Below are 19,055 nucleotides of genomic sequence, written 5' to 3'. Positions count from 1 at the left end.
CGTTCCTCGCAGACTCATGGCACACGCAGCGCAAACGGAGAACCGGACCCATGCCGCACCTCGCCTTCGACATCGGCTTCTGCGCCCAGCTCGGCAAGCTCCAAGGCGCCGACAAGCAGGGCGTCTTCGACGCCTGGGAGAAGTTCGAGCGTCTCACCCTCGACCAGCTCTTCAAGGACCCGGGCCTGAAGCTGGAATCGCTGAAGCAGGCCAAGGACCCGCACATCCGGACCATCCGCATCTCCCAGGGCACCCGAGGAGTGGTGCTCGCCCCCGACAGCGGCGACACCTTCGTCCTGCTGCGGGTGATGCCCCACGACAAGGCCATCGCCTGGGCGGTCAAGCAGCGCGCCAGCATCAACACCGTCACCCGGGCCGTCGAGGTCCGCGACATCGCCATGCTCGACGAGCTGACCCCCGCCTACGAGCGGATCGCCGCCGCGCCCGACGAGCGGCTCTTCGCCAAGGTCTCCGACGGCGACCTGGCCGCCCTCGGCATCGACGAGACCACCCTGCGCCAGGCCCGCGTCCTCACCAGCAAGGAGCAGCTGGAGGCATTCGCGCCCTACTTCCCGCAGGACCAGCGGGAAGTGCTGGAATACCTTGCCGAGGGCTTCAGCGTGGAGGAGGTCTGGCGCGACCTGGTCTCCGTCAGCCTCCCCGCCTCCGCGTCCGAACCGGTCGACACGACCGACTACGCGACCGCCATCCGCCACACCCGCACGCGCATCGCGCTGGTCACCGCCTCCGACGAGCTGCGCGACATCCTCGACAAGCCGTTCGCCGCCTGGCGGGTGTACCTCCACCCCTCCCAGCACAAGGTCGCCTACCGGGCCAGCTACTCCGGGCCGGCCCAGGTCAGCGGCGGCCCCGGCACCGGCAAGACCGTCGTCGCCCTGCACCGCGTCAAGCACCTGCTGGGGCATCTGCGTGACGGCGACCGCATCCTGCTCACGACGTACACCAACGCCCTCGTCGCCGCGTTGCGTGCCGGTCTTGCCACGCTGGTGGAGGACGTGGAACTGCGTGCCCGCGTCGACGTCACCACCGTCGACGCGTACGCCAGCCGCGTCGTGTCCACCGCGCGCCGCCCCTTGCGCGGTGGCGAGGAGGAGACCCGGTGGGAGCAGGCCGCCCAAGCGACGGGCTTCACGGGAACAGCCCGGTTCCTGGTCCAGGAGTACAGGCACGTCATCCTCGCCCAGAACCTGCGCAGCCTGGAGGAGTACGCGGCCGCCGACCGGCGCGGCCGGGGCAGCCGCCTGCCGGCCGCCGAGCGCCCGCTGGTGTGGCGGACCGTGCGGGAGTTCACCGACCGCCTCACCGCCGACGGCCTGCGCACCTACCTGGGCACCTGCGCCGAGGCCGCCGAGCTGCTGGCGGTGAGCGGGCCGCAGTACCGGCACATCGTCGTCGACGAGGCGCAGGACCTGCACCCGGCCCAGTGGCGGCTGCTGCGTGCCGCCGCACCGGCACGCCCCGACGACCTGTTCATCGCAGGCGACCCGCACCAGCGCATCTACGACACGAAGGTCTCGCTGCGGACCCTCGGCATCCACGTGGCCGGGCGCTCCACCAAGATGCGCAAGAACTACCGCTCCACACACGAGATCCTGAGCTGGTCCACCGCTCTCCTCGTCGGCCGCCCCTTCGAGCAACTGGAGGACGACGCCCGCAACGAGACCCTCCTCGGCTACCGTTCGGCCCTGCACGGCAACGGCCCCGAGCTCCACTCGGCCACGTCGGAGGAAGCGGAACTCGAGGCACTGGTGGACCGCGTCCGCGGCTGGACGGAGAACGGCATAGCCGCGGGGGAGATCGGTGTGACCACCCGTTTCAACAAGGGGGTCGAAAAGGCGCTCGCCGCGCTGGCGGGCGCGGGCATCCCCGCGGTGCGGCTGAGGGACGACGCCGCGGAGGGGGCGGACGCCGTCCGTGTCGGGACGATGCACGCGTTCAAGGGCCTGGAGTTCCGCTGCGTCGCCGTGACCGGTGTGAACGCGGACACCCTGCCCGCGCCCAAGGCGGTGACACCCGCCGACGTGGACAGCCTCCAGCACGAAGCGGACCTCCTGGCGGAGCGCTGCCTGCTGTTCGTGGCGTGCACCCGGGCCAGGGACAGCGTCCACGTCTCGTGGACGGGCACGCCCAGCGCCTTCCTCGTGGATGCCGGTGTCGTCGCTTGAGCGGGCCCGAGAGAACTCCCCTCCGGAGGCGGTGACGGCGGCGGTGGGCCGTCCGAGAGCGGCGGCCTTGCTGAGCCCGGCCGCACGCGGTCGGCCGGGCTCAGCAAGGAGACACGCTCGGGTGGGCGGGGGACGGAGGCCACGGTGCCGAACTCGTCCTGCCCGCCCTGGTCAGGAGTGGAGATGGGCGATGTAGCGGCGCAGGGCGTCCGTGCTGTGGAAGACGCGGTAGTCGCCGGCCTCGAGCGCTGTTTGTTCCTCCGGGGTGGTGTCAGGCGCCAGAACGACGGGGACGCCCAGCTCCTCCTGGAGACCGTGTGGCCAGTAGGCTGCGGCCACCGTGATCGCGGCCCCGCTCCGGGAATCGCTGACCTCGCTGTCCAGCTCCGGTGCCGCCAGGCCCGCTGCTTCGAGTTCGTCGAGGAGAGCCACCAGGCCGGGCACTTCCTCCTCGGTCGCCGGTTCATTCGAGGCCACGGCGGCAGGCCCCGTGCCGAATGCGGCGGACGGCGTGAGTTCCACAGGCGACGGGCCGTCGTGCAGGGCCTGCAGGAACTCGTTGGCGGCACGGGCCAGGAGTTCACGGCGGGCGGCCAGGAAGCCCTGGTAGTTCTCGATGCGCCACAGCTCGCGGTCCGTGGGAATCCACTGCGAGGCGAGGGCGCCGGGAACGCGGGCTTCCACTTCCTCCAGGTACTCGGCGGGATGCCTCGCCCCGATGCGAAGGTTGGCGTCCTGGGTGAGGAAGCAGAAGTTGGCGACGGCGTTCACCTCGGCACGGCTGTAGCCGTGTTCGTACAGGCGGGCCTTGGGAAAGACGTGGTGGACCTGCAGGGAGCTCAGCCGGCCCAGCATGCCGTCCCGAAGCGGTACTCCGCTGCCGAGGTCCTGCGCCCCGTACACTCGGGTGAGCATGTAGAGCAGCGGATAGAAGCGCGAACCCATGCTGGAGCCGACGAAGTCGTCGGGGCCGACCAGGAGTCGGCCGCCGCGGCTGCGGCGCAGCGTCTCGATCAGCTCGTCGACCCCTCCGTCGTCGAGCGCCTGCAGATCCTGGTTGAGGGCCGTCTCGGTGGCCCCGGTGTGGCGGCCCCACAGGAAACTGTGGACGTACCAGTAGAACAGCCGGTCACGGGTCGCGGCGTCCGGGAACGAGCCGTCATGGCGATAAAGGAGGCGGCTCATGACCGGGAACGCCCCCCGGCCGCTGAGCACGCGTCCGTGGTCGAGTCCGAGGCGCCCGCCGAGCGCGTTGAGCAGGTACCCGATGGAGTCGATGGTGTCCTTCAGCCCTGTCTGGAACGCCGATACGTCGACGTCGGCGAGCTTGGAGAACTGGGCCTCGCCGGTGAGGACCCCATTGACGTTGCGGAGCAACCAGTCGAGCTTGAAGTCGAACCCCGCGGCGGACCACGTGTTCAGGGCATCGTTCATCGTGGGACGGGCCTCGGGCCACGCGGCGCAGATGGCCGCCAGCGCCAGATCACCCTTGGACAGCTTGGTGCCACCGGAGTTCACCCTGTTGAAGATCTCCACGACGACGTCGATGGTCTTGTCTTCCCCGGTGACCTCGTCGATGTGGACGCTGCGATCCTTGATCTGCGTGATGCGGTTCAGGCGCTCGATGTAGGCGACCTGCAGGCTCGCGTCACCTGCCGCCAGTTGAGTCGCGGTAAGCAGCTGACTCCCCAGGCCGCCCTGGAAGAGAGCGGTGACATCCACCCAGACGGGGTTGTCCTTCATCTTCGCGGGCGCGTAGAACTCGAAGACCTCGGTCTGCAGGTTGAAGTGCAGTCCTGTCAGGGTGGCCGGGTGCCCCTCGAAGAAGCGGGGCGGCCGGCCGCGCGTCACGCCGTACAAGGTGGTCACCCGCTGTTGACCGTCGAGCAGGAGGTGAATGGTCCCGTCCTTGTCGGAACGGCCGCCCCTGGTGTCGGCGCTTTCCGCTTTGGTGCTCCAGGTGAGGAAACCGCCGATGGGGTAGTTGCGGTACAACGACTGGAAGAACCCTCGCACTTGGTCCCGGGTCCACACGTAGCCACGCTGGAACTCGGGCAACGCGATGTCACCTGCGTCCACCTTGTCCAGAATCTGCGAAATCTGCACGTCTTGCTGCCTGCCTTCCGGGCCCGGAGGCTCCCCCCACGAGGCCGCCGTACGAACTCCACAAATTAGCAGTCGACCGGCCGGTCGGGGCAGCGCGAGAGGCACCGGACCGTGCCTCGACCGGCGTGCGGCGATGAGTGGCCCAGGGGCAGGGCAGGACCGGGCGCCGGTAGGCTGCCGGGTCGTGAGCGAGTACCAGTACTACGAGTTCCTCGCCCTTGACCGGCCGTTGGACGACGACGAGGTCAAACAGGTGCGGGCGCTGTCCACCCGCGCCGACATCTCTCCGACCCGCTTCGTCAACGAGTACCAGTGGGGCGACTTCAAGGGCGATCCGACGAAGCTGGTCGAGCAGTTCTACGACGCCCATCTGTACTACGCGAACTGGGGCAGCCGCCGCCTCCTCCTGCGTCTGCCCGCCGGGACGCTCAGGGCCAAGGAAGCCACTGCCTACGCCATGGAGGAGTCGCTCGGCGTCCGGACACGCTCGGGGCACACCCTGCTGGACTTCTCGCTGTCCTCCGAGGACGGCGCCGAGTGGGAGTTCGACACCCACTACACGCTCTCGACGTTCGTGGGGCTGCGCTCCGAACTCGCGGCGGGAGACCTGCGCCCCTTGTATCTGGGATGGCTCGCCGGGCTCACCGCCTGGGAGCTCGCGGAGTACGACGAGGAGGAGTACGCCCGCGAGATCGAGCCGCCCGTCCCCGCGGGGCTGGGTGCGCTCACCGGCCCCCAGCAGGCCCTGGCGGAGTTCCTCGGCGTCGACATGGACCTGCTGGCGACCGCCGCCGAGGCCAGCGAACCCGCCGGTGCGGACCCTGTGAACCGCAAGGCCCTGGTGGCTTTCATCGCCGGGCTACCCGCCGCCGACAAGGACACCCTGTTGCTGGAGGCCGCCCTGGGTACGGCGCCTTCCCCAGGACCGCACCTTCTGGCCCGCTACCGCGCAACCAACGCCCCGACCCCTCGCGGCGGTACCGGACCGCGCAGCGCGGCCGAGCTCCTCGACCGGGCCCATGCCCTCCGTACGGAACGCCGGGAGCGCGAGCGCGTCGCCCGCGCAGCGGCCGAGCGGAGCCGGGCGCGCGCCGCCGCCGAGGCACGCGAGGCTCATCTCGACCGCCTCGCCCGCAACGTCGACCAGGTGTGGATGGACGTCGACGACCTGATCGCTCAGAAGAAGGCCGGCGCCTATGACGCCGCTGTCGTACTTCTGGGAGACCTGCGCGATGTGGAGGCCCGCACCGGCGGCACCGCGGACTTCGATCGGCGGACCGCGGAATTGCGGGCCGCGCACAGGGGCAAGCCGTCCCTCATGCAGCGCTTCGACAAGATGGGGATCCCCCGTTCCTGACCGCTCAGCACGACAGCCGCCGTCACACCTGCCGGGCTGCAAGGTGTGACGGCGGCCCGCCGGCAGTGCCCTACGACAGGCGGAAGTAGTCGATGTTGAAGCCGCCCGTCTCGCAGAAGAGCCTGACCGTCTGGTCGCCCGCCGCGAGGGTGACCGGGACGTGCACCGACTGGTACGTGCCCCAGCCGCCCGTGTCCGGGACGGAGGCCGTGGCCAGCGTGGTGCCGTTCGCGTCACGGAAGGACAGTGCGTCCGGGACCGCCGCGCCGCCGCCCGTGGCGACGCGGAGTTCCAGGTCGTACGTGCCCGCCTTCGGGACGTCGACGGCGTAGTCCAGCCAGTTGCCTGCCGCCGTCCAGCCGACGTTCGCGCCGCCGCTCGCCGCCGGGTTGGACTCGATGAAGTTGGCGCCGCCCGATGTCCAGCCGTGCTGGGCCGCGTACGACTCCGCCTCGACCCGGACCCCGACCGGTGCGCTGTGCGGGCGCACCGTCACGTGCAGCGTCACCTTCGTGCGCGCGGTGCCGTCGGTGACGTACACCGTCACATCGTGCTCGCCCGCCACGGTCGGGTTGACCATCACCACTCCCGTCGCGGGGTCGACCGTGATGCCGTCCGGGAGGTCGGTCGCGTAGAAGGCGAGCCGGTCGCCGTCGCGGTCGGTGGCCTTGAGGGGGACCTGCAGCGTTCCGTACTGGTCCGCCACCACGTCCGGCACGGGGGCCACCACCGGCGCCCTGTTGTGCGGGTTGCGGGGGAGGTGCTGCTTCCACTGGTACGTGGCGTACGAGTGCGCCGGGACCTTCACCGCGAACGACCGATCGGCGAGCACGACCCGCACCGTGGAGTCCGTGCTGTTGGCGTTGCCCAGGACTGCCGTGAACCGGTCGGCGCCGTGCCGGTAGACGACGTTGCTCACGCCGTCCGCCGTGGTGCTCGACTCCAGCCGCACGTCACCGGGCGTCAGGTACTTCGCGAACTGCCCCATGGTGTAGAGCTCGTCGCGGACGGTGAAGTCCTTGGCCGTCGTGTTCACCTTCACCAGGCGGTCGGGCCACTTGGTGGTCGCGGCGACCTCGTCCCAGTCGACGTTGTTGTCCCGGGCGGGCGTCCAGTGGAGCGTGCCGCCGTCCTGGTCGGTGGTCTGCGCCCACATGACGTACGAGCTCGCGTCGAGGCGGAAGTAGTTCAGGATCGTCGCCGCAGACAGGTCGCTGGTCTCCGTCATGTGGACCGGCTTGCCGGTCTGCTCGAACGCGTCGCGCATCACCGTCGGGTCGCCCCAGTACGGGTGGAAGGCCACGGCGTCCGTCGCGTTCAGGACCTGTCGGCCGGTCACGGACCCGTCCGGGGCGTCGTTGAAGATGCGGTAGTAGTTCTTGGTCGCCGTGCTGTTCGGGTCGCGCCAGTCCCAGAAGTTGAAGTCGTGGACGTACAGCCCGGTGTTCAAGCCGGCCCGGTGCAGGGCCTTCTTGATCGCGAGGGCGAGCTTCTGCTGCTGGGCGACGCTGATGTCCATGGCCGGGTAGACCACGTCCATGCCGGGCTCGTTCAGCAGGGTCAGGGCGTCCACGCGGATGCCGTGCCGGGCGTACGCCTGGACGAACTTGACGTAGTAGCGGGCGAAGACGTCGATGCAGTCGTCCCGGAGCTTGCCGACCTGGTAGTAGTCCGTCGTGCTGCCGGGCTTGAGCGCGACCTCGCCCGTGAACCGGTTGTTGGTCTTCATCCACGCCGGGGCGCTCCACGCGGAGCCGAAGAAGGTGGCCTTCGGGTTGTAGCGCTGGATCAGCTTGATGGTGTCGATGATGTGCAGGTCGATGTCGCGCTGGATGGAGAAGTGCTTCAGCTGGAAGTCGTCGGCGACTCCGGCCGGCAGGTCGTCCTCGGACCAGAACGGCAGGTGCTCGATGAGGTCGGGGCTGCCGATCGTCAGGCGGAACCGGTTCAGGCCCGCACCGGTCTTCGGGTCGACGAGCAGCCGGACAGCCTCCTCGCGCTTGGCGGGGGTGAGCTTCCAGAGGTTGGACACGCTGGTCTCGTCCAGGGAGAACCCGATGCCCGAGTACTTCTGACGAGGGGTGCTGGGGTCGACGACGACGGTCGCGTCGGCGGGGGCGCCAGGGCTCACGCCCAGCAACGGCTGCCACGCGTGGTCGGCCCCCGTGGAGTAGGTGCCCGTCACGGAGGAGCCGTGGTGCTGCGGTACGGCGGCCGGGGCCGCCGACTCCGTGCCGACGAGAACGACCAAGGTGAGAGCTGCGGCTGCCCCGATGAGGGAACGTCTCACGATGTCCTTCCTTTCTGCTGGGATGCGCGGGTCGTGCGCGGTCCGATCCCGTGGGTCGCAGTCGCCTGACCGCTGACCGCTGATCGCTGACGGCAGATCAGGAGGACATGGCCCCGGGATCCTGCGCAGCCCCCGCTGCTGGTAGCTGGTTGGGGTTCGCTCCGGACGGCTCCGTTGCTCGCAAGCAGACCCTGCGGGCGGGGGCGTTCCCGTGACGCCTCCGCCTGCCCGGGGGTCCTCTCGAGTTCCCGGGCCGGTTCAGCCGTGTGCCCGAGTCGATGGGCATGCGAACGATGCGGACGAGCGGTGCCCGACTCGGCGCGTGTTGCCAGTGACGGATGCCTGTCCTCACGCGCGCTACTGAGGCGGGCGGCGTACTGGAACCTGTCCTCCCTCCTCCCTCCTCCTTCCTCAGGACGCGAGCAGATCTCAACAGCTTGTCGGTGTTCTGTCAAGGCGTGAATTAAGGCGTGAGGAAAGTGCCTCTGTGCTGCTTCGGCGGGCGCTTGAAGGTGCGCGAGCTGCGTTGCCCTTGGTCAAAGCCGCCGTCCGAACAGATCAGGATGCGGGCCGGACCTCGGCTGCGGGTCGGCACGGGCAGGGCAAGGGCTACTGCAGACGCGACACCGTGGAGCGCCGCATCAACCAGAGGGGGCGGCGCAGCCGCACGAGCCGATCAGCCTCCGGCGCAGGTACGAGGTGGGCACGGCCCTGACGGCCCGGCTGGGCGGATGCTCCTGTCTCGCCGGTGGGCGCCACGCCCCGTCGTACGGTGAAGTGCCCCGTCGATCCGGAGTGCTCTTGACGGGACCTCGCCGACCCGGCCTGGAACCGGCCGGAACATCACGCCAGAGGCGGCCGCCGTCCACCCGTGGCATGACGGAGCTCTGCAGTATGGTGCCCCACGGCCGCCGATCCCGAACAGAGGCCTCTGCTCGGTGGTTGCGAGCAATGGCGTCACGTTTCACGATCAACGGGGGCGAGAATGACGGCAGCGACACCTTCGGGCGGTACCGCGGAGCCGGGGTCCGGGAACGATGGGGACTGTGCGCAACCAACGACCGCTGCTACGGTGCCGAGCGGGACCGCCGGCGGAAGCACTCCGGGCGACGGCACATCCGAGGAAGCCCTCCGGCAGAGCGCCCCGGCGAGCACTGACGGGACCTCAGGGCCGAGCTACCGGGCCTTGCTCGCCGAGCAATTGGGCGTCGATCCCACCGCCTCCCCCCGCAAGAGGAGACGGACGCTGATCGTCACGCTGGCGTTATGTGTCGTCACTGCCGCGATGGGATGGGCTTCGGACTACTTCTCCGTCGGGCCGTTCGCATCGGCAGAGCACGAGGCCCAAAAGGAGAACGACGCGACGGAGTCGCCCTTCATCGTCTCCATGCGGCCGGAGAAAAGCGAACCCCGCGCATGGGCCTTGGTGCTCGACCGGGAACTGTCGGCCCCGGAAGCGCGGAAGATGACCTCCTCGAAGGACAGTTCCGCCGCGTTCTCCTATCTGACGAGCCTGGGTGGCCGTGCGTTGGCGTACGCACCATTGCTGGAGAACGCCCCGAAACGCTACCAGGATCGCCAGATCACCGACGGCACGGAATTCGCCGCGGTCTTCAAGCTGAACATCCTGAGCGTGCGTGACAAGGCAGTGGTGATCGACGACTGGGAGGTGGTCGACGCACGATGCGAGCCCAGCACCGCGAAGACGGTCGTGGCGTTTCCCCCGCAGGGCGGGGCGGCCTACGAGGGAATCCGCCTTCACATTCCGCCCCGGGCCGACGAACCGGTCCTGACGGACGACGCCGACGGGCAGGGAGAGCCCTACTTCAGCACCCGGCGGATGGAGGTCGGCGGCGGACAGCCCTCCGGCGGACTGAGGGTGGAGGCCATCGCGTCTGCCGGCCGGTCATGCACCTGGGGAATCAAGGTCCACTACGTCGACGCCTACCAGAACGACGGGTACGTCCGATTGAAGGACGGCAAGGGTGGCCCTCTTGTCCTCCACGCGGAGTCGGTTCCCCGGAATCCCCGGCAGAAGTGGGTCTCTGGTTCGGTTCCCTGGACGGCATGCCATGAGGAGCCACAGGAGCCGATGTGCGACGCGCTTTAGCCGGAAGGGTGCTCGTCGCCACGACGGTCATCCTGCTCCTCGGCTCCTGCACTACGGAGTCGGGCAGCGGTGCATCCGACACCGGAGCCCGGTCCCGGAGCCGGGCCACGGGCGAATACGCGCCCCCCGACAGCCCCTTCAGCCGCGAGGACACGGTCGTCACCGCGACGTGCGAGACAGGCGCACGCTTTGCCGCGGTGGCGGTCCGGGCATGGCGGCCCAACGAGTGGAGACTCCTGGCGGAGAGATACTTCGCGATCCCGAGCGACGCGGCGTTCGGCAACCATCCCGGCGTCGTGGCGGTGCACAGCCCACTCGTCGACCTCTGCGGGCAGGGGCCGGACGCGGACTCGCCTTATGCCGTGGACGACGCGGAGTTCATGGTTCCCCGGATCCGTGCCCTCTTCGACCAGGGCTTCACACGCATGGCAGTGGTGCTCCGGAAACCGGGAACCGACTCCACGCGGGCCGACTTCGTGACCAGCGGCGACACCCGGGAAGACGCCGATCGACAGGGCGCCGCGGGGAACCGTGACGAGCAGAACGCCGTGATGTCGCCCGACGGCCGCAGCGTGTGGTTCACCTACACGAACAGTTCCGGAGAGAAGCGGATCGGCTCCCGGGCCGTGCAGGGGGATCAAAAGATCTCGGACGAAGGACCGGCCTCCGGACACGACCTCCCCTTGAACGTCGCAGGACAGCCGCCCCGCGCCGTGCAGGCGAACATGGTCCGTCCGTCCCCGGACGGCCGACGCCTCACGGCAACCGCACCGCATGTCTTCGGGACCGTCTTCGACACCCCCGACTCGTCCTCCGCGCTCACCAGGAAGTCGGCGCGTAACGCGGGTCTGCTCAACGACTGCGTCGGGGTGGTCGGCTGGGTGAGCGATGCGAGAGTGCTGTGCCGTGCGTCGTCGGGATCCTTCCGGGTGAGGGATGCCCGTTCCGGGCAGGCGGTGGGAGACCCGATCAGTGTGGTCGACCCCCATGACGCAACCGTCGCCGAGGGCATGCTGGTCTCGGCCGACGGCGGTGAGTTCATCGTCTCCGTCCACGCCCCCAACGAGCCCTACGGATCGGCGGACCTGAGTCCCGATTTCAGAGTCGTTCCCACGACGTCCGAGGGAGAGGTCACGCGGGCCGCACATCCGTTCCTGGACGTCGGGACGGTCTTCCTCGAGTGGCTGTGAGCCGTCGGCGTCCCGCAGCCGCCCGGTACGTGGAACGGGAGGGCTTCCGGCGCGTCGCACACGTCACCGACGTGGAGCGCGGTGGCCGACACCATCGAAGCGCTCCTCACACACGGCCGCGTCTCGCGCGTCCCAACCCCCCTGAGAGTAGCGTCTGTTGGGGCTCGTTAGGATCACCGTCCGCTGTGCCGGAGTGAAGGAGTACCGCCATGGCCGACCGGTCTGTGCACACCGTGGAAGTGCCGTTGGGCGACGGCAGCGACGACGTGGTGCGGGTCCAGATCCGCGAGGTGGACGAGAGCCTCGTCCGGGTCGGTCGTGGCAGCCGGGCCGTGGTGCGCGCCGAACGGACGCTCGGGCAGATGCTGGACACCGTGCGGCCCGTCGCGGACAGCTTCGTGGGGCGCTTCCGCGGGATGGCCAACGCCCCGGACGAGGTGACCCTCGAATTCGGCGTCTCCCTGTCCGCCGAGGCGGACGTCGTCATCGCCAGCACCGCCACCGCGGCCAACTTCTCGGTCACGCTGACCTGGAACAGGGGTGACCAGAGGGACCTCAACGGCGATACTCCGTAAGGGAGTTGACTCAACGGGGGTCACGGGGGCGCGGAGGCGACAGTGACGGCCGGGACGACGGGGACGGGCGCGGACGCGGGGACGGGCGCGGACGCGCGAACGGGCGGCACAGGAGCCGGACCCGGCTCACGCAGCCCCGAAGAAGCACTGGCCGCAGCCGTGGTCCGCGTCAAGAGCCCCGACGGCGAACTCGCCGGCGCCGGCTTCCTCGTCGCCCCCGACCTCGTCCTGACCTGCGCCCACGTGGTCAGCGACGCCCTCGACCTGCCCCGCGAGCAGGACGTGCCCACCGGCACCGAGGTCCTCGTCGACCTGCCCTTCGCCCAGGGCGGCGGCTCGGCGCGGGTCGAGCGCTGGGTGCCGGTAAGGGAGGACCAGACCGGCGACATCGCGCTCCTCCGCCTGCGCGCACCGATCCCCGGATCCCGCCCGCTGAACATGGCCGACACCGAGCGCGTGTGGGGCCACGACGTACGCGTCCCGGGCTTCCCCTACCGCTCCCCGGGCGGCGTCTGGCACTACGGCACGCTGCGCGGAGGCACCGCCGAGGGCTGGGTCCAGCTGTCGCAGGCGGATCCGCACGGCGTACCCGTCGAGGAGGGGTTCAGCGGCAGCCCCGTCTGGGACGAGCAACTGCGCGCTGTCGCCGGGATGATCGTCGTGATCCAGCCCGGCGGGGTCCAGCAGAGCTTTCTGATGCCCACCCGCACACTCGTCGCCGAACTCCCCGAACTGGCACCCGTGGTCCGCCCCGCGACACCCTTCCGCGGCCTGTCGACCTTCCAGGAAGGCGACGCGGCGGTGTACTTCGGGCGCCGGGACGACGTCGCCGACGTCACCGCCCTGGTCGCCGGCCCGCACCCCAGCGTCACCCTCGTCGGCCCCTCCGGATGCGGCAAGTCCTCGCTGGCGCGCGCCGGCGTCGTGCCCCGGATGCGTAAACGGGGCCATGCCGTGCTGATCGTGCGCCCCGGTGAGGACGCCTCCCTGCGGGCGGCGCTCGCCTCCGAGCTCGTCACCGCCGTACGTCCCCAGCTGCGCGGAGCCGCGAGGGCGGAGGAAGTGCGGCAACTGGAAGAACTCCTCACGGAACGCGGCCTCATGGACGTCCTGCGCATGACCGGCGGTGAGCGGGAGCAGCCGCTGCTCGTCGTCCTCGATCAGGGCGAGGAACTGCTCGCCGGGCCGGACCGCGAGATCGAGGAGGCCGTCCGGCTGCTGTTCCCCGCGCATCATCCCGACGGACTGCGGGTGCTGGTCACCCTCAGGTCGGACGTCACCGACGCGGCCCTCAGCCATCCGCTGCTCGGCCCCGCACTCGGCCGCGGACAGGTGCGGCTGCTCGCACCCCTGTCCCGCGCGCGGCTGGAGCAGGTGATCCGCGACCCCCTCGAGCTGACACCCGCCGTGACGTACGACGACGGCCTCGTGGAACGGATGCTGGACGACGCGGGCGACGGCCCCGGCGCGCTGCCCCTGCTGGGATTCGTCATGGCGCAGCTGTGGGACGGGCAGGCCGCGGGCCGGCTGCGGTTCGACACCTATCGCGAAGTGGGTGGTGTCCAGGGCGCGTTGGGGCGGTACGCCGAGGCCGCCTGGCGGAGCTGCGTACGCGGGGCCGACGAGGCCGAGGCGATGCGGCTGCTCACCGACCTCGTCCGCTTCCTGCCGGGCGGCGAGGCCCCGATGCGCAGCGCCCTCAGACAGGAGGACGCGGGCGGGACGCGGTGGCGCATCGCGACCGCGCTCGCCGAACGGCGGCTGCTCGTCCTGCGCGGCGGTGGCGGGGAGCCCGTGACGGCCGAACTCGCCCACGAGGCACTGATCGGCGCCTGGCAGCGGCTCGCGGAGCGCGTCCGGCAGGACCGGAAGTTCCTGGCCTGGCGGGCGGAGCTTCGGCACGACGTGGAACGCGGCCAGCTTCTGGAGGGCGAGCGGCTCACGGAGGCGGAGCAGTGGGTGGAGCGCCGTGGCCCCGCACTGACCGACGCGGAGCGGCAGTTCGTCGGCCGCTCGGTCGCCGGGCGGGCGGCCCAGGAAGAGCGTGCCCGGCGCCGGGTGCGGCAGCGGCGGTGGGCCATCGGCGTACTCGCCGCCCTGACGGCGCTCGCGGTGGCCGCCTCCGGGCTGTTCGTGTGGCGCAACGCCCAGCTCGACGGGCAACTGCGGAAGGCGGCCTCGAAGCAGCTGGCGGCGCGCGCCGAGCAACTCGACGACGTGTCGGTGGAGACGTCCGCCCTGTTCTCGGCGGCGGCGTACCGCACGGCGCAGGAGCCCGAGGCGCGCACCGCGCTGATCAGCCAGTACCTGCGGCTGCGCCATGTGGACCGGGTCGTGTGGGACGACCACGCCCCGGTCCGTGACGTCGCGATGAGTGAGGACGGCAAGCGGATCAATGTCGGCATGACCTCCGGTGACGCCGTCGCTCTGACGCTCGGCACGAACGACGTGCACGACCGCGGCCTGCCGACGGGATCGAGGATCGTCGCGCTCTCACCCGACGGGCGTGCCTCCGCGCGGGCCTCGGTCGACGGAAAGGTGTCGGTGGGAATCGGGCCGGACGGCGCGGACCACTGGCGCACGGTGGTCCTGCGCGACGGCGACGCCGTACGGAAGAACGCCCGCGCCGCCACCGACCTCCGCTTCGACGGCACCGGGCGCCGGGTGCTCGCCGCGCTGCCCGGCGAAGGGGTCCTGGTATGGGAGTCCCAGAGCGGCCGGAGCGTGGGCAAGCCCCTGCTCGCCCCGAAGGGCTGGGAGCCGGCCCAGGCGTGGTTCGGCCCGGACGGGACCGTGATCGGCCGGATCACCCAGGAAGGCGCGGCCGACGGCGCCCAGGGCCGCCTGGCGCGCTGGAACCTCGCCGACGGCCGACGCGCATCGACGCCGTGGGGCACGGACCTGACCGGCGCCGTCACGGTCAGCGGCGACGGCCGGACGCTCGTGCGGTGCACCGCGGAAGGGCTCCTGCAGTCCTGGGACCTGACCGGCACGCCGAAAGTGCGCATGCAGTACAGCACGCGGCAACTGGGCCTGGTCTGCCCGTTGAACGTGCCGCGCCTGGACCGGACCGGCCGGTTCCTCATCAACCCGGTGCAGCGCTTCGGCACCTCGCTCGGCCGGTTCCGGTTCCTGGTGTTCGACCTCGCCCAGGGCCGCGCCGGCACCTTCGACCTGCCCGCGCCGGCACAGCAGGACGCCTCGTTCACCGGCGAGTCCCAGCTGCCCGCACTGTCACTCACCGGACCTCCGGGCGAACTCCGGGCCGCGGTCGGCATCGCGGGGTCGGTGATGGTGGCGCGTGTCCCGGAGCCGTCCGCGTTCGACACCACCATGCTCACCGCCCGCGTCAGGACCGTCGACGCCGACCACGACCGCGTCCTCAGCGTCGACGCCGACGGCAAGGGACTGCGCCTGTGGGACCTGCGGACGCACCGGATGCGGGCGGCGGTGCGGCCGTCCCGTCCGCTGGCCGCCCGGTACGCCGCGTTCAGCCCGGACGGCACCCGGGTCCTCACGACGGCGGCGGACGGCAGCACCGTCCTGGTCTGGGAGGTGGGCGCGGACAGCCTGCGCGAGCTGGACCGGATCGATCTGCCACGACCACCGGACATCGACCCCACCGACCCCGACCCCGACCCGCGCTCCGGGCGCACTCCGGCGTGGGTCGACGTCACCTTCGACGGCCCGGACCACGTGGTGATCTCGGCGCTGTCCTACGTCGAGCGCTGGGACCTGGCTCGGGGCCGTGAGGTGGGCACGGCCTACCGGCCCAGGGCGCAGGAGCCGGCTGAGGTCTCGCTCGCGGCCGCCGGCACCTGGGCGGCGGCACGCCCCGGCCACGGGCAGGCGGCGGTACGGGCCCCCGCCGGGAAATCCGACATCGTGATCTGGGACTTCGAGGAGGGCCGGGAGGTCGAGTCGCTCGCCGTCGGGGGGTCCGACGGCGTCAAGCAGCTGGGCTTCGACCCGACAGGCCGGTTCCTCGCGGTGCTGACCTACGACGGCGCCGTTCGGGTGTGGGACATGGACAAGGCAGGCGAGGACAAGTGGCTGGAGCCGCTGACCTACCGGGGCGTCCAGTGGCTGGGCGCCTTCGCCTCGGAGTCGACCCTGAGCACCCAGAGCACGCAGAACGAGTACACCGTCTGGGACGTCCGCGGCCGCACCGAGCGCTACCACTTCACGCCGGGGTACGGCGCGACCGCCGACCTGACCGAGGACGGGGCGTCCATGGGGCTGGTCGACGGGTCGGACGGCTACGTCCTCGCACTCGATCCGGAGAAGTGGCTGGACAAGCTGTGCGCGGTGGCGGGACGCGGCCTCACGACGGGGGAGAAGGCCCTGACTCCGCCGGGCAGCAGGACGGACCACGTCTGCGGCTGAGCCGGTACGTGGCGGCCCGCGGCACGGACGGTCTCGTGGGCGCGGCCGTGTTCCTGCCAGGTGCGGTCGAGGTCGGAGCCCGCTCACGCCCGGTCCTCGCCCTGATGGCGTGCAACGGCCGCACCCCTGCTCCACCCGCACCGACTGCCCACCCGCGACTTCGTGGCCGGGCCGGAAAGGTCCTCCGGCTCCGCCGCCGGACGGTCGTCGGCCACCGTCGACCGCTGACCGCGCGGTGACGGGCCGACCACCGGGACCGGGTCCTCATGGACCGCGACCTCTCACCACTCGCCGCCGCCCCGCACACACAGTGGACCGGGGACACCCCGGGCCGATGGCCGCCGCCCGGGCGGAGCGTGGACAATGGCCGGACCGCTCCGGGCCGCCATCTCCGAGGCCGTAGCGGGGACAGCGTTCGCGGTTGACGAGAGGCCCGGCGACATGGGTGCACCACCATTGCTCGAACTCAGCGGCGTCAGCCGGGTCTACGGCAAGCGCACAGCGCTGACCACCGTGAACCTGCGGCTCCGGTCCGGGAAGTGCGTGGCGCTGCTCGGCCACAACGGCTCCGGCAAATCGACCCTGCTGCGCATAGCGGCCGGACGGGACAAGCCGAGCACCGGCACGGTGACGTTCGACGGCAAGCCGATGAACGAGAACGACCCGGTGGTCCGGGCCCGGGTGGCCGTGGTCGGTGACACCGCGGCCTGCTACCCCGACCTGACCGTGCGCGAGCATCTGCAGCTGGTGGCGGTGGCCCACGGTGTGGAGGACGCCGGCGACTGGATCGGCCACGTACTGGCCGAGCGGAAGCTGACCGACCACGCAGACGCGCTGCCCGGCGCACTGTCCTCCGGGCAACTCCAGTCGCTGCTGCTGGCCTCCGCGATGGTCCGGCCGCGCGACCTGCTGCTGCTGGACGAGCCGGAACAGCGACTCGATCCGGGCGCGCGGCGTCAGCTGGCCGACCTGATCAAGAAGGAGACCGCGGAGGGCGTCGCCGTGCTGCTGGTGACCCACCACGGAGAGCTGGCCCGTGCGGTCGCCGACCAGGTGCTGGTCCTCAGCGACGGCAAGGTGGTGGCCAACGGCCACCCGGACAAGGTGCTCGCCACCGGCGCCGACGGACTGACCTGGCTGGCCGAGACCCCGGAGGGTGCCCGGTGACCGCCCTCGCAGAGGAGACCGAGGACACCGGGGAGCACTCCGCGGCCTGGTCCGACGCGGACGACTGGACGCGGGAGACGCTGCGGCTGGTCCGCGACCTGCGCACCCCGCACCGCCGCAAGAGGACCGGCCAGATCGCCTACACCGTGTACTGCGTGGCGCTGCTCCTCGCCGTGTGGGGCGCGCTGCCGAGCATGGGGCTGTTCCTCGAGAAGTCGATGGGCGCCGACTACTCCGGCCACGGACCGGCGATCCTGGCCGCACTGCCCGCCGGGTCCTGTGCGCTGGGGCTGGGATGGCTGCTGATCGCCGCCTGGGACGCGCAGTGGCGCGGGCCGGTGGTGCCGCCGCGGGAGACCGTGGACTGGCTGCTGGCCCAGCCGGTGGACGTCGCCCGCGTGCTGCGGCCGTGGTTCTGGGGATCGGCCGCGATCGCCGGCGGAGCCGGGCTGCTGGTCGCCGCGATCGGCATGATCGCGCTGGGCCTGACGGTCGGCGTGGGGCTGCCGGCCGCGTTCGGCTGGTGCCTGCTGGGCGGCGCCGGTCTGCCACTGCTGGCGACCGCGCTGGCCACCGCGGTGGAAGGCAGCGAGCGGGTGGCCCGCTGGGCCCGGCTGGCCACTCCGTACGTCGCCATGGCGGTGCTGGCGCTGGTGGCGCAGACCGTGCTGGCCGTCAACGGCGACCGGCTGCCGGGACTGGAACGGGTGGAGCTGTGGTCCGGGCCCTGGGGCTGGGCCGGGCTCGCCGCGCTGGCGCCCACCCCGGCCGCACTGACGGGCGGCTGGGCCGCGGGCGTCCTGCTGGCGGCGGTGGTGGCCGGCGCGCTGGTCGCCGCACACCGCTTCACCGGGTCGCTGCCGTTGTCCGCGGTACGGCGGCGTTCGCGGACCGCGACCGGGGTGATGGCCGCGCTGCGCACGGTGGAGTTCCGTACCGCGCGGCAGGCGGTGGCCGGGGTCACCGGCGGGGGCCGGTCGGCGCGGTGGAGGCTGCCTGCGCCCCGTCGGGCGGAACTGGCCGTGCCGTGGCGGGACACGCTCGCGCTGCTGCGGACTCCGGGCCGGCTGGGCCGGGCACTGGTGCTGGGGGTGCTCGCGGTGCTGGGCGCGGTGCTGGCGGCCTCGGCGCACGGCGGGACGGGCGTGGCGGCGGCGCTGGCCTCACTGGTGTTCGGCTACTGGTCGCTGACCCAGCTGCTGGAGCCGGCCCGGGTGGAGACCGACGACACGCGGCGCGGGTCGTGGGCGCCCTACCCCTACCGGGACCTGATGCTGCGGCACACGGCGGTCCCCGTCGTGCTGGGGCTCGTGGGCGCGCTCGCGGCGGCGGGCGTGCTGGCCGGGGAAGGCGCGGGGGCCCGCGCGTTGCTGGCACCGGCCCTGGTGCCGGCGCTGGTGGGCGCTTCGCTGGTCAACGCCTGCCGGGGTGCGACCAAGCACCATCTGCTGATGTCGTCGGCTCAGTCCCCTGCGGGCGGTATGGGCCCGGTGCTGTTCCTGGCCTGGTACGGCGCCGGGGCGCTGGCGGCGGTGGTCACGCTGGTCGTCCCGTTCCTGACCGCGCTGCACTCCGGCTCGGCCGCCTCGATCGTCACCGCCGCCGTGGCGAGCGGCATGGTGACGGTGATCATGGTGCGCTGGGCGGTCCTGCGGATCGGGAACCTGACGGCTCCCCTGGCGGACTGA

General features: G+C 71.4%; 10 protein-coding genes. 8 read left to right on the top strand and 2 right to left on the bottom strand.

Going from position 1 to position 19,055, the window contains the following annotated elements; all coding sequences use genetic code 11:
- The first annotated feature begins 50 nt into the window (after window positions 1–50).
- The gene (locus PV364_RS34925; RefSeq protein WP_319664738.1) at window positions 51–2,186 is read left to right on the top strand and encodes a UvrD-helicase domain-containing protein; all 2,136 of its coding nucleotides are present in this window, start codon (window positions 51–53) and stop codon (window positions 2,184–2,186) included.
- 171 nt (window positions 2,187–2,357) lie between these two features.
- Here the strand turns inward: PV364_RS34925 and PV364_RS34920 are convergent, their stop codons facing one another.
- Window positions 2,358–4,292, bottom strand: a complete 1,935-nt coding sequence (locus PV364_RS34920; protein ID WP_319664737.1) for a GmrSD restriction endonuclease domain-containing protein — start codon at window positions 4,290–4,292, stop codon at window positions 2,358–2,360.
- Between the two features lie 184 nt (window positions 4,293–4,476).
- On the opposite strand from PV364_RS34920, the gene PV364_RS34915 reads away from it, so the two are divergent.
- Entirely contained in the window at window positions 4,477–5,649 is a 1,173-nt protein-coding gene (locus PV364_RS34915) for a hypothetical protein (protein ID WP_319664735.1), read from the top strand.
- A gap of 70 nt (window positions 5,650–5,719) precedes the next feature.
- Here PV364_RS34915 and PV364_RS34910 read toward each other — a convergent pair whose 3' ends face one another.
- A complete protein-coding gene (locus PV364_RS34910; protein ID WP_319664733.1) occupies window positions 5,720–7,939 on the bottom strand; it encodes a carbohydrate-binding protein in 2,220 nt (739 codons plus the stop codon).
- A gap of 1,186 nt (window positions 7,940–9,125) precedes the next feature.
- Between PV364_RS34910 and PV364_RS34905 the strand changes: the two genes are divergently transcribed.
- From PV364_RS34905 to PV364_RS34880, 6 genes are all read left to right on the top strand, one after another.
- Window positions 9,126–10,049 carry a hypothetical protein gene (locus PV364_RS34905; RefSeq protein ID WP_319664731.1) on the top strand — a complete coding sequence of 308 codons (924 nt, stop codon included), beginning with the start codon at window positions 9,126–9,128 and terminating at the stop codon, window positions 10,047–10,049.
- Window positions 10,034–11,239: a hypothetical protein gene (locus PV364_RS34900; protein ID WP_319664730.1), complete on the top strand. Its 1,206-nt coding sequence runs from the start codon at window positions 10,034–10,036 to the stop codon at window positions 11,237–11,239. Before PV364_RS34905 ends, PV364_RS34900 begins: the two co-directional genes overlap by 16 nt.
- Before the next feature lie 209 nt (window positions 11,240–11,448).
- Window positions 11,449–11,814 (top strand): CU044_2847 family protein, encoded by a 366-nt coding sequence (locus PV364_RS34895; protein ID WP_319664728.1) that lies wholly within the window; start codon window positions 11,449–11,451, stop codon window positions 11,812–11,814.
- Window positions 11,815–11,856: 42 nt separating this feature from the next.
- Window positions 11,857–16,200, top strand: coding sequence for a trypsin-like peptidase domain-containing protein (locus tag PV364_RS34890; RefSeq protein WP_319664726.1), 4,344 nt, complete (start codon window positions 11,857–11,859; stop codon window positions 16,198–16,200).
- 441 nt (window positions 16,201–16,641) lie between these two features.
- Entirely contained in the window at window positions 16,642–17,367 is a 726-nt protein-coding gene (locus PV364_RS34885) for an ABC transporter ATP-binding protein (protein ID WP_319664725.1), read from the top strand.
- Window positions 17,364–19,055 carry a hypothetical protein gene (locus PV364_RS34880; RefSeq protein ID WP_319664724.1) on the top strand — a complete coding sequence of 564 codons (1,692 nt, stop codon included), beginning with the start codon at window positions 17,364–17,366 and terminating at the stop codon, window positions 19,053–19,055. The genes PV364_RS34885 and PV364_RS34880 overlap by 4 nt, the downstream gene beginning before the upstream one ends.

It is taken from the genome of Streptomyces sp. MI02-7b (assembly GCF_033793585.1).
Classification (GTDB): Bacteria; Actinomycetota; Actinomycetes; order Streptomycetales; family Streptomycetaceae; genus Actinacidiphila.
The sequence above is the reverse complement of the archived record's forward strand: the minus strand, read 5'-3'. Positions and strand labels throughout refer to the sequence as shown.

Excerpts from the sequence above, each read along its gene's own strand:
- PV364_RS34925 (WP_319664738.1), top strand. The coding sequence starts at position 51 with ATGCCGCACCTCGCCTTCGACATCGGCTTCTGCGCCCAGCTCGGCAAG.
- PV364_RS34895 (WP_319664728.1), top strand. The coding sequence starts at position 11,449 with ATGGCCGACCGGTCTGTGCACACCGTGGAAGTGCCGTTGGGCGACGGC.
- PV364_RS34885 (WP_319664725.1), top strand. The coding sequence starts at position 16,642 with ATGGGTGCACCACCATTGCTCGAACTCAGCGGCGTCAGCCGGGTCTAC.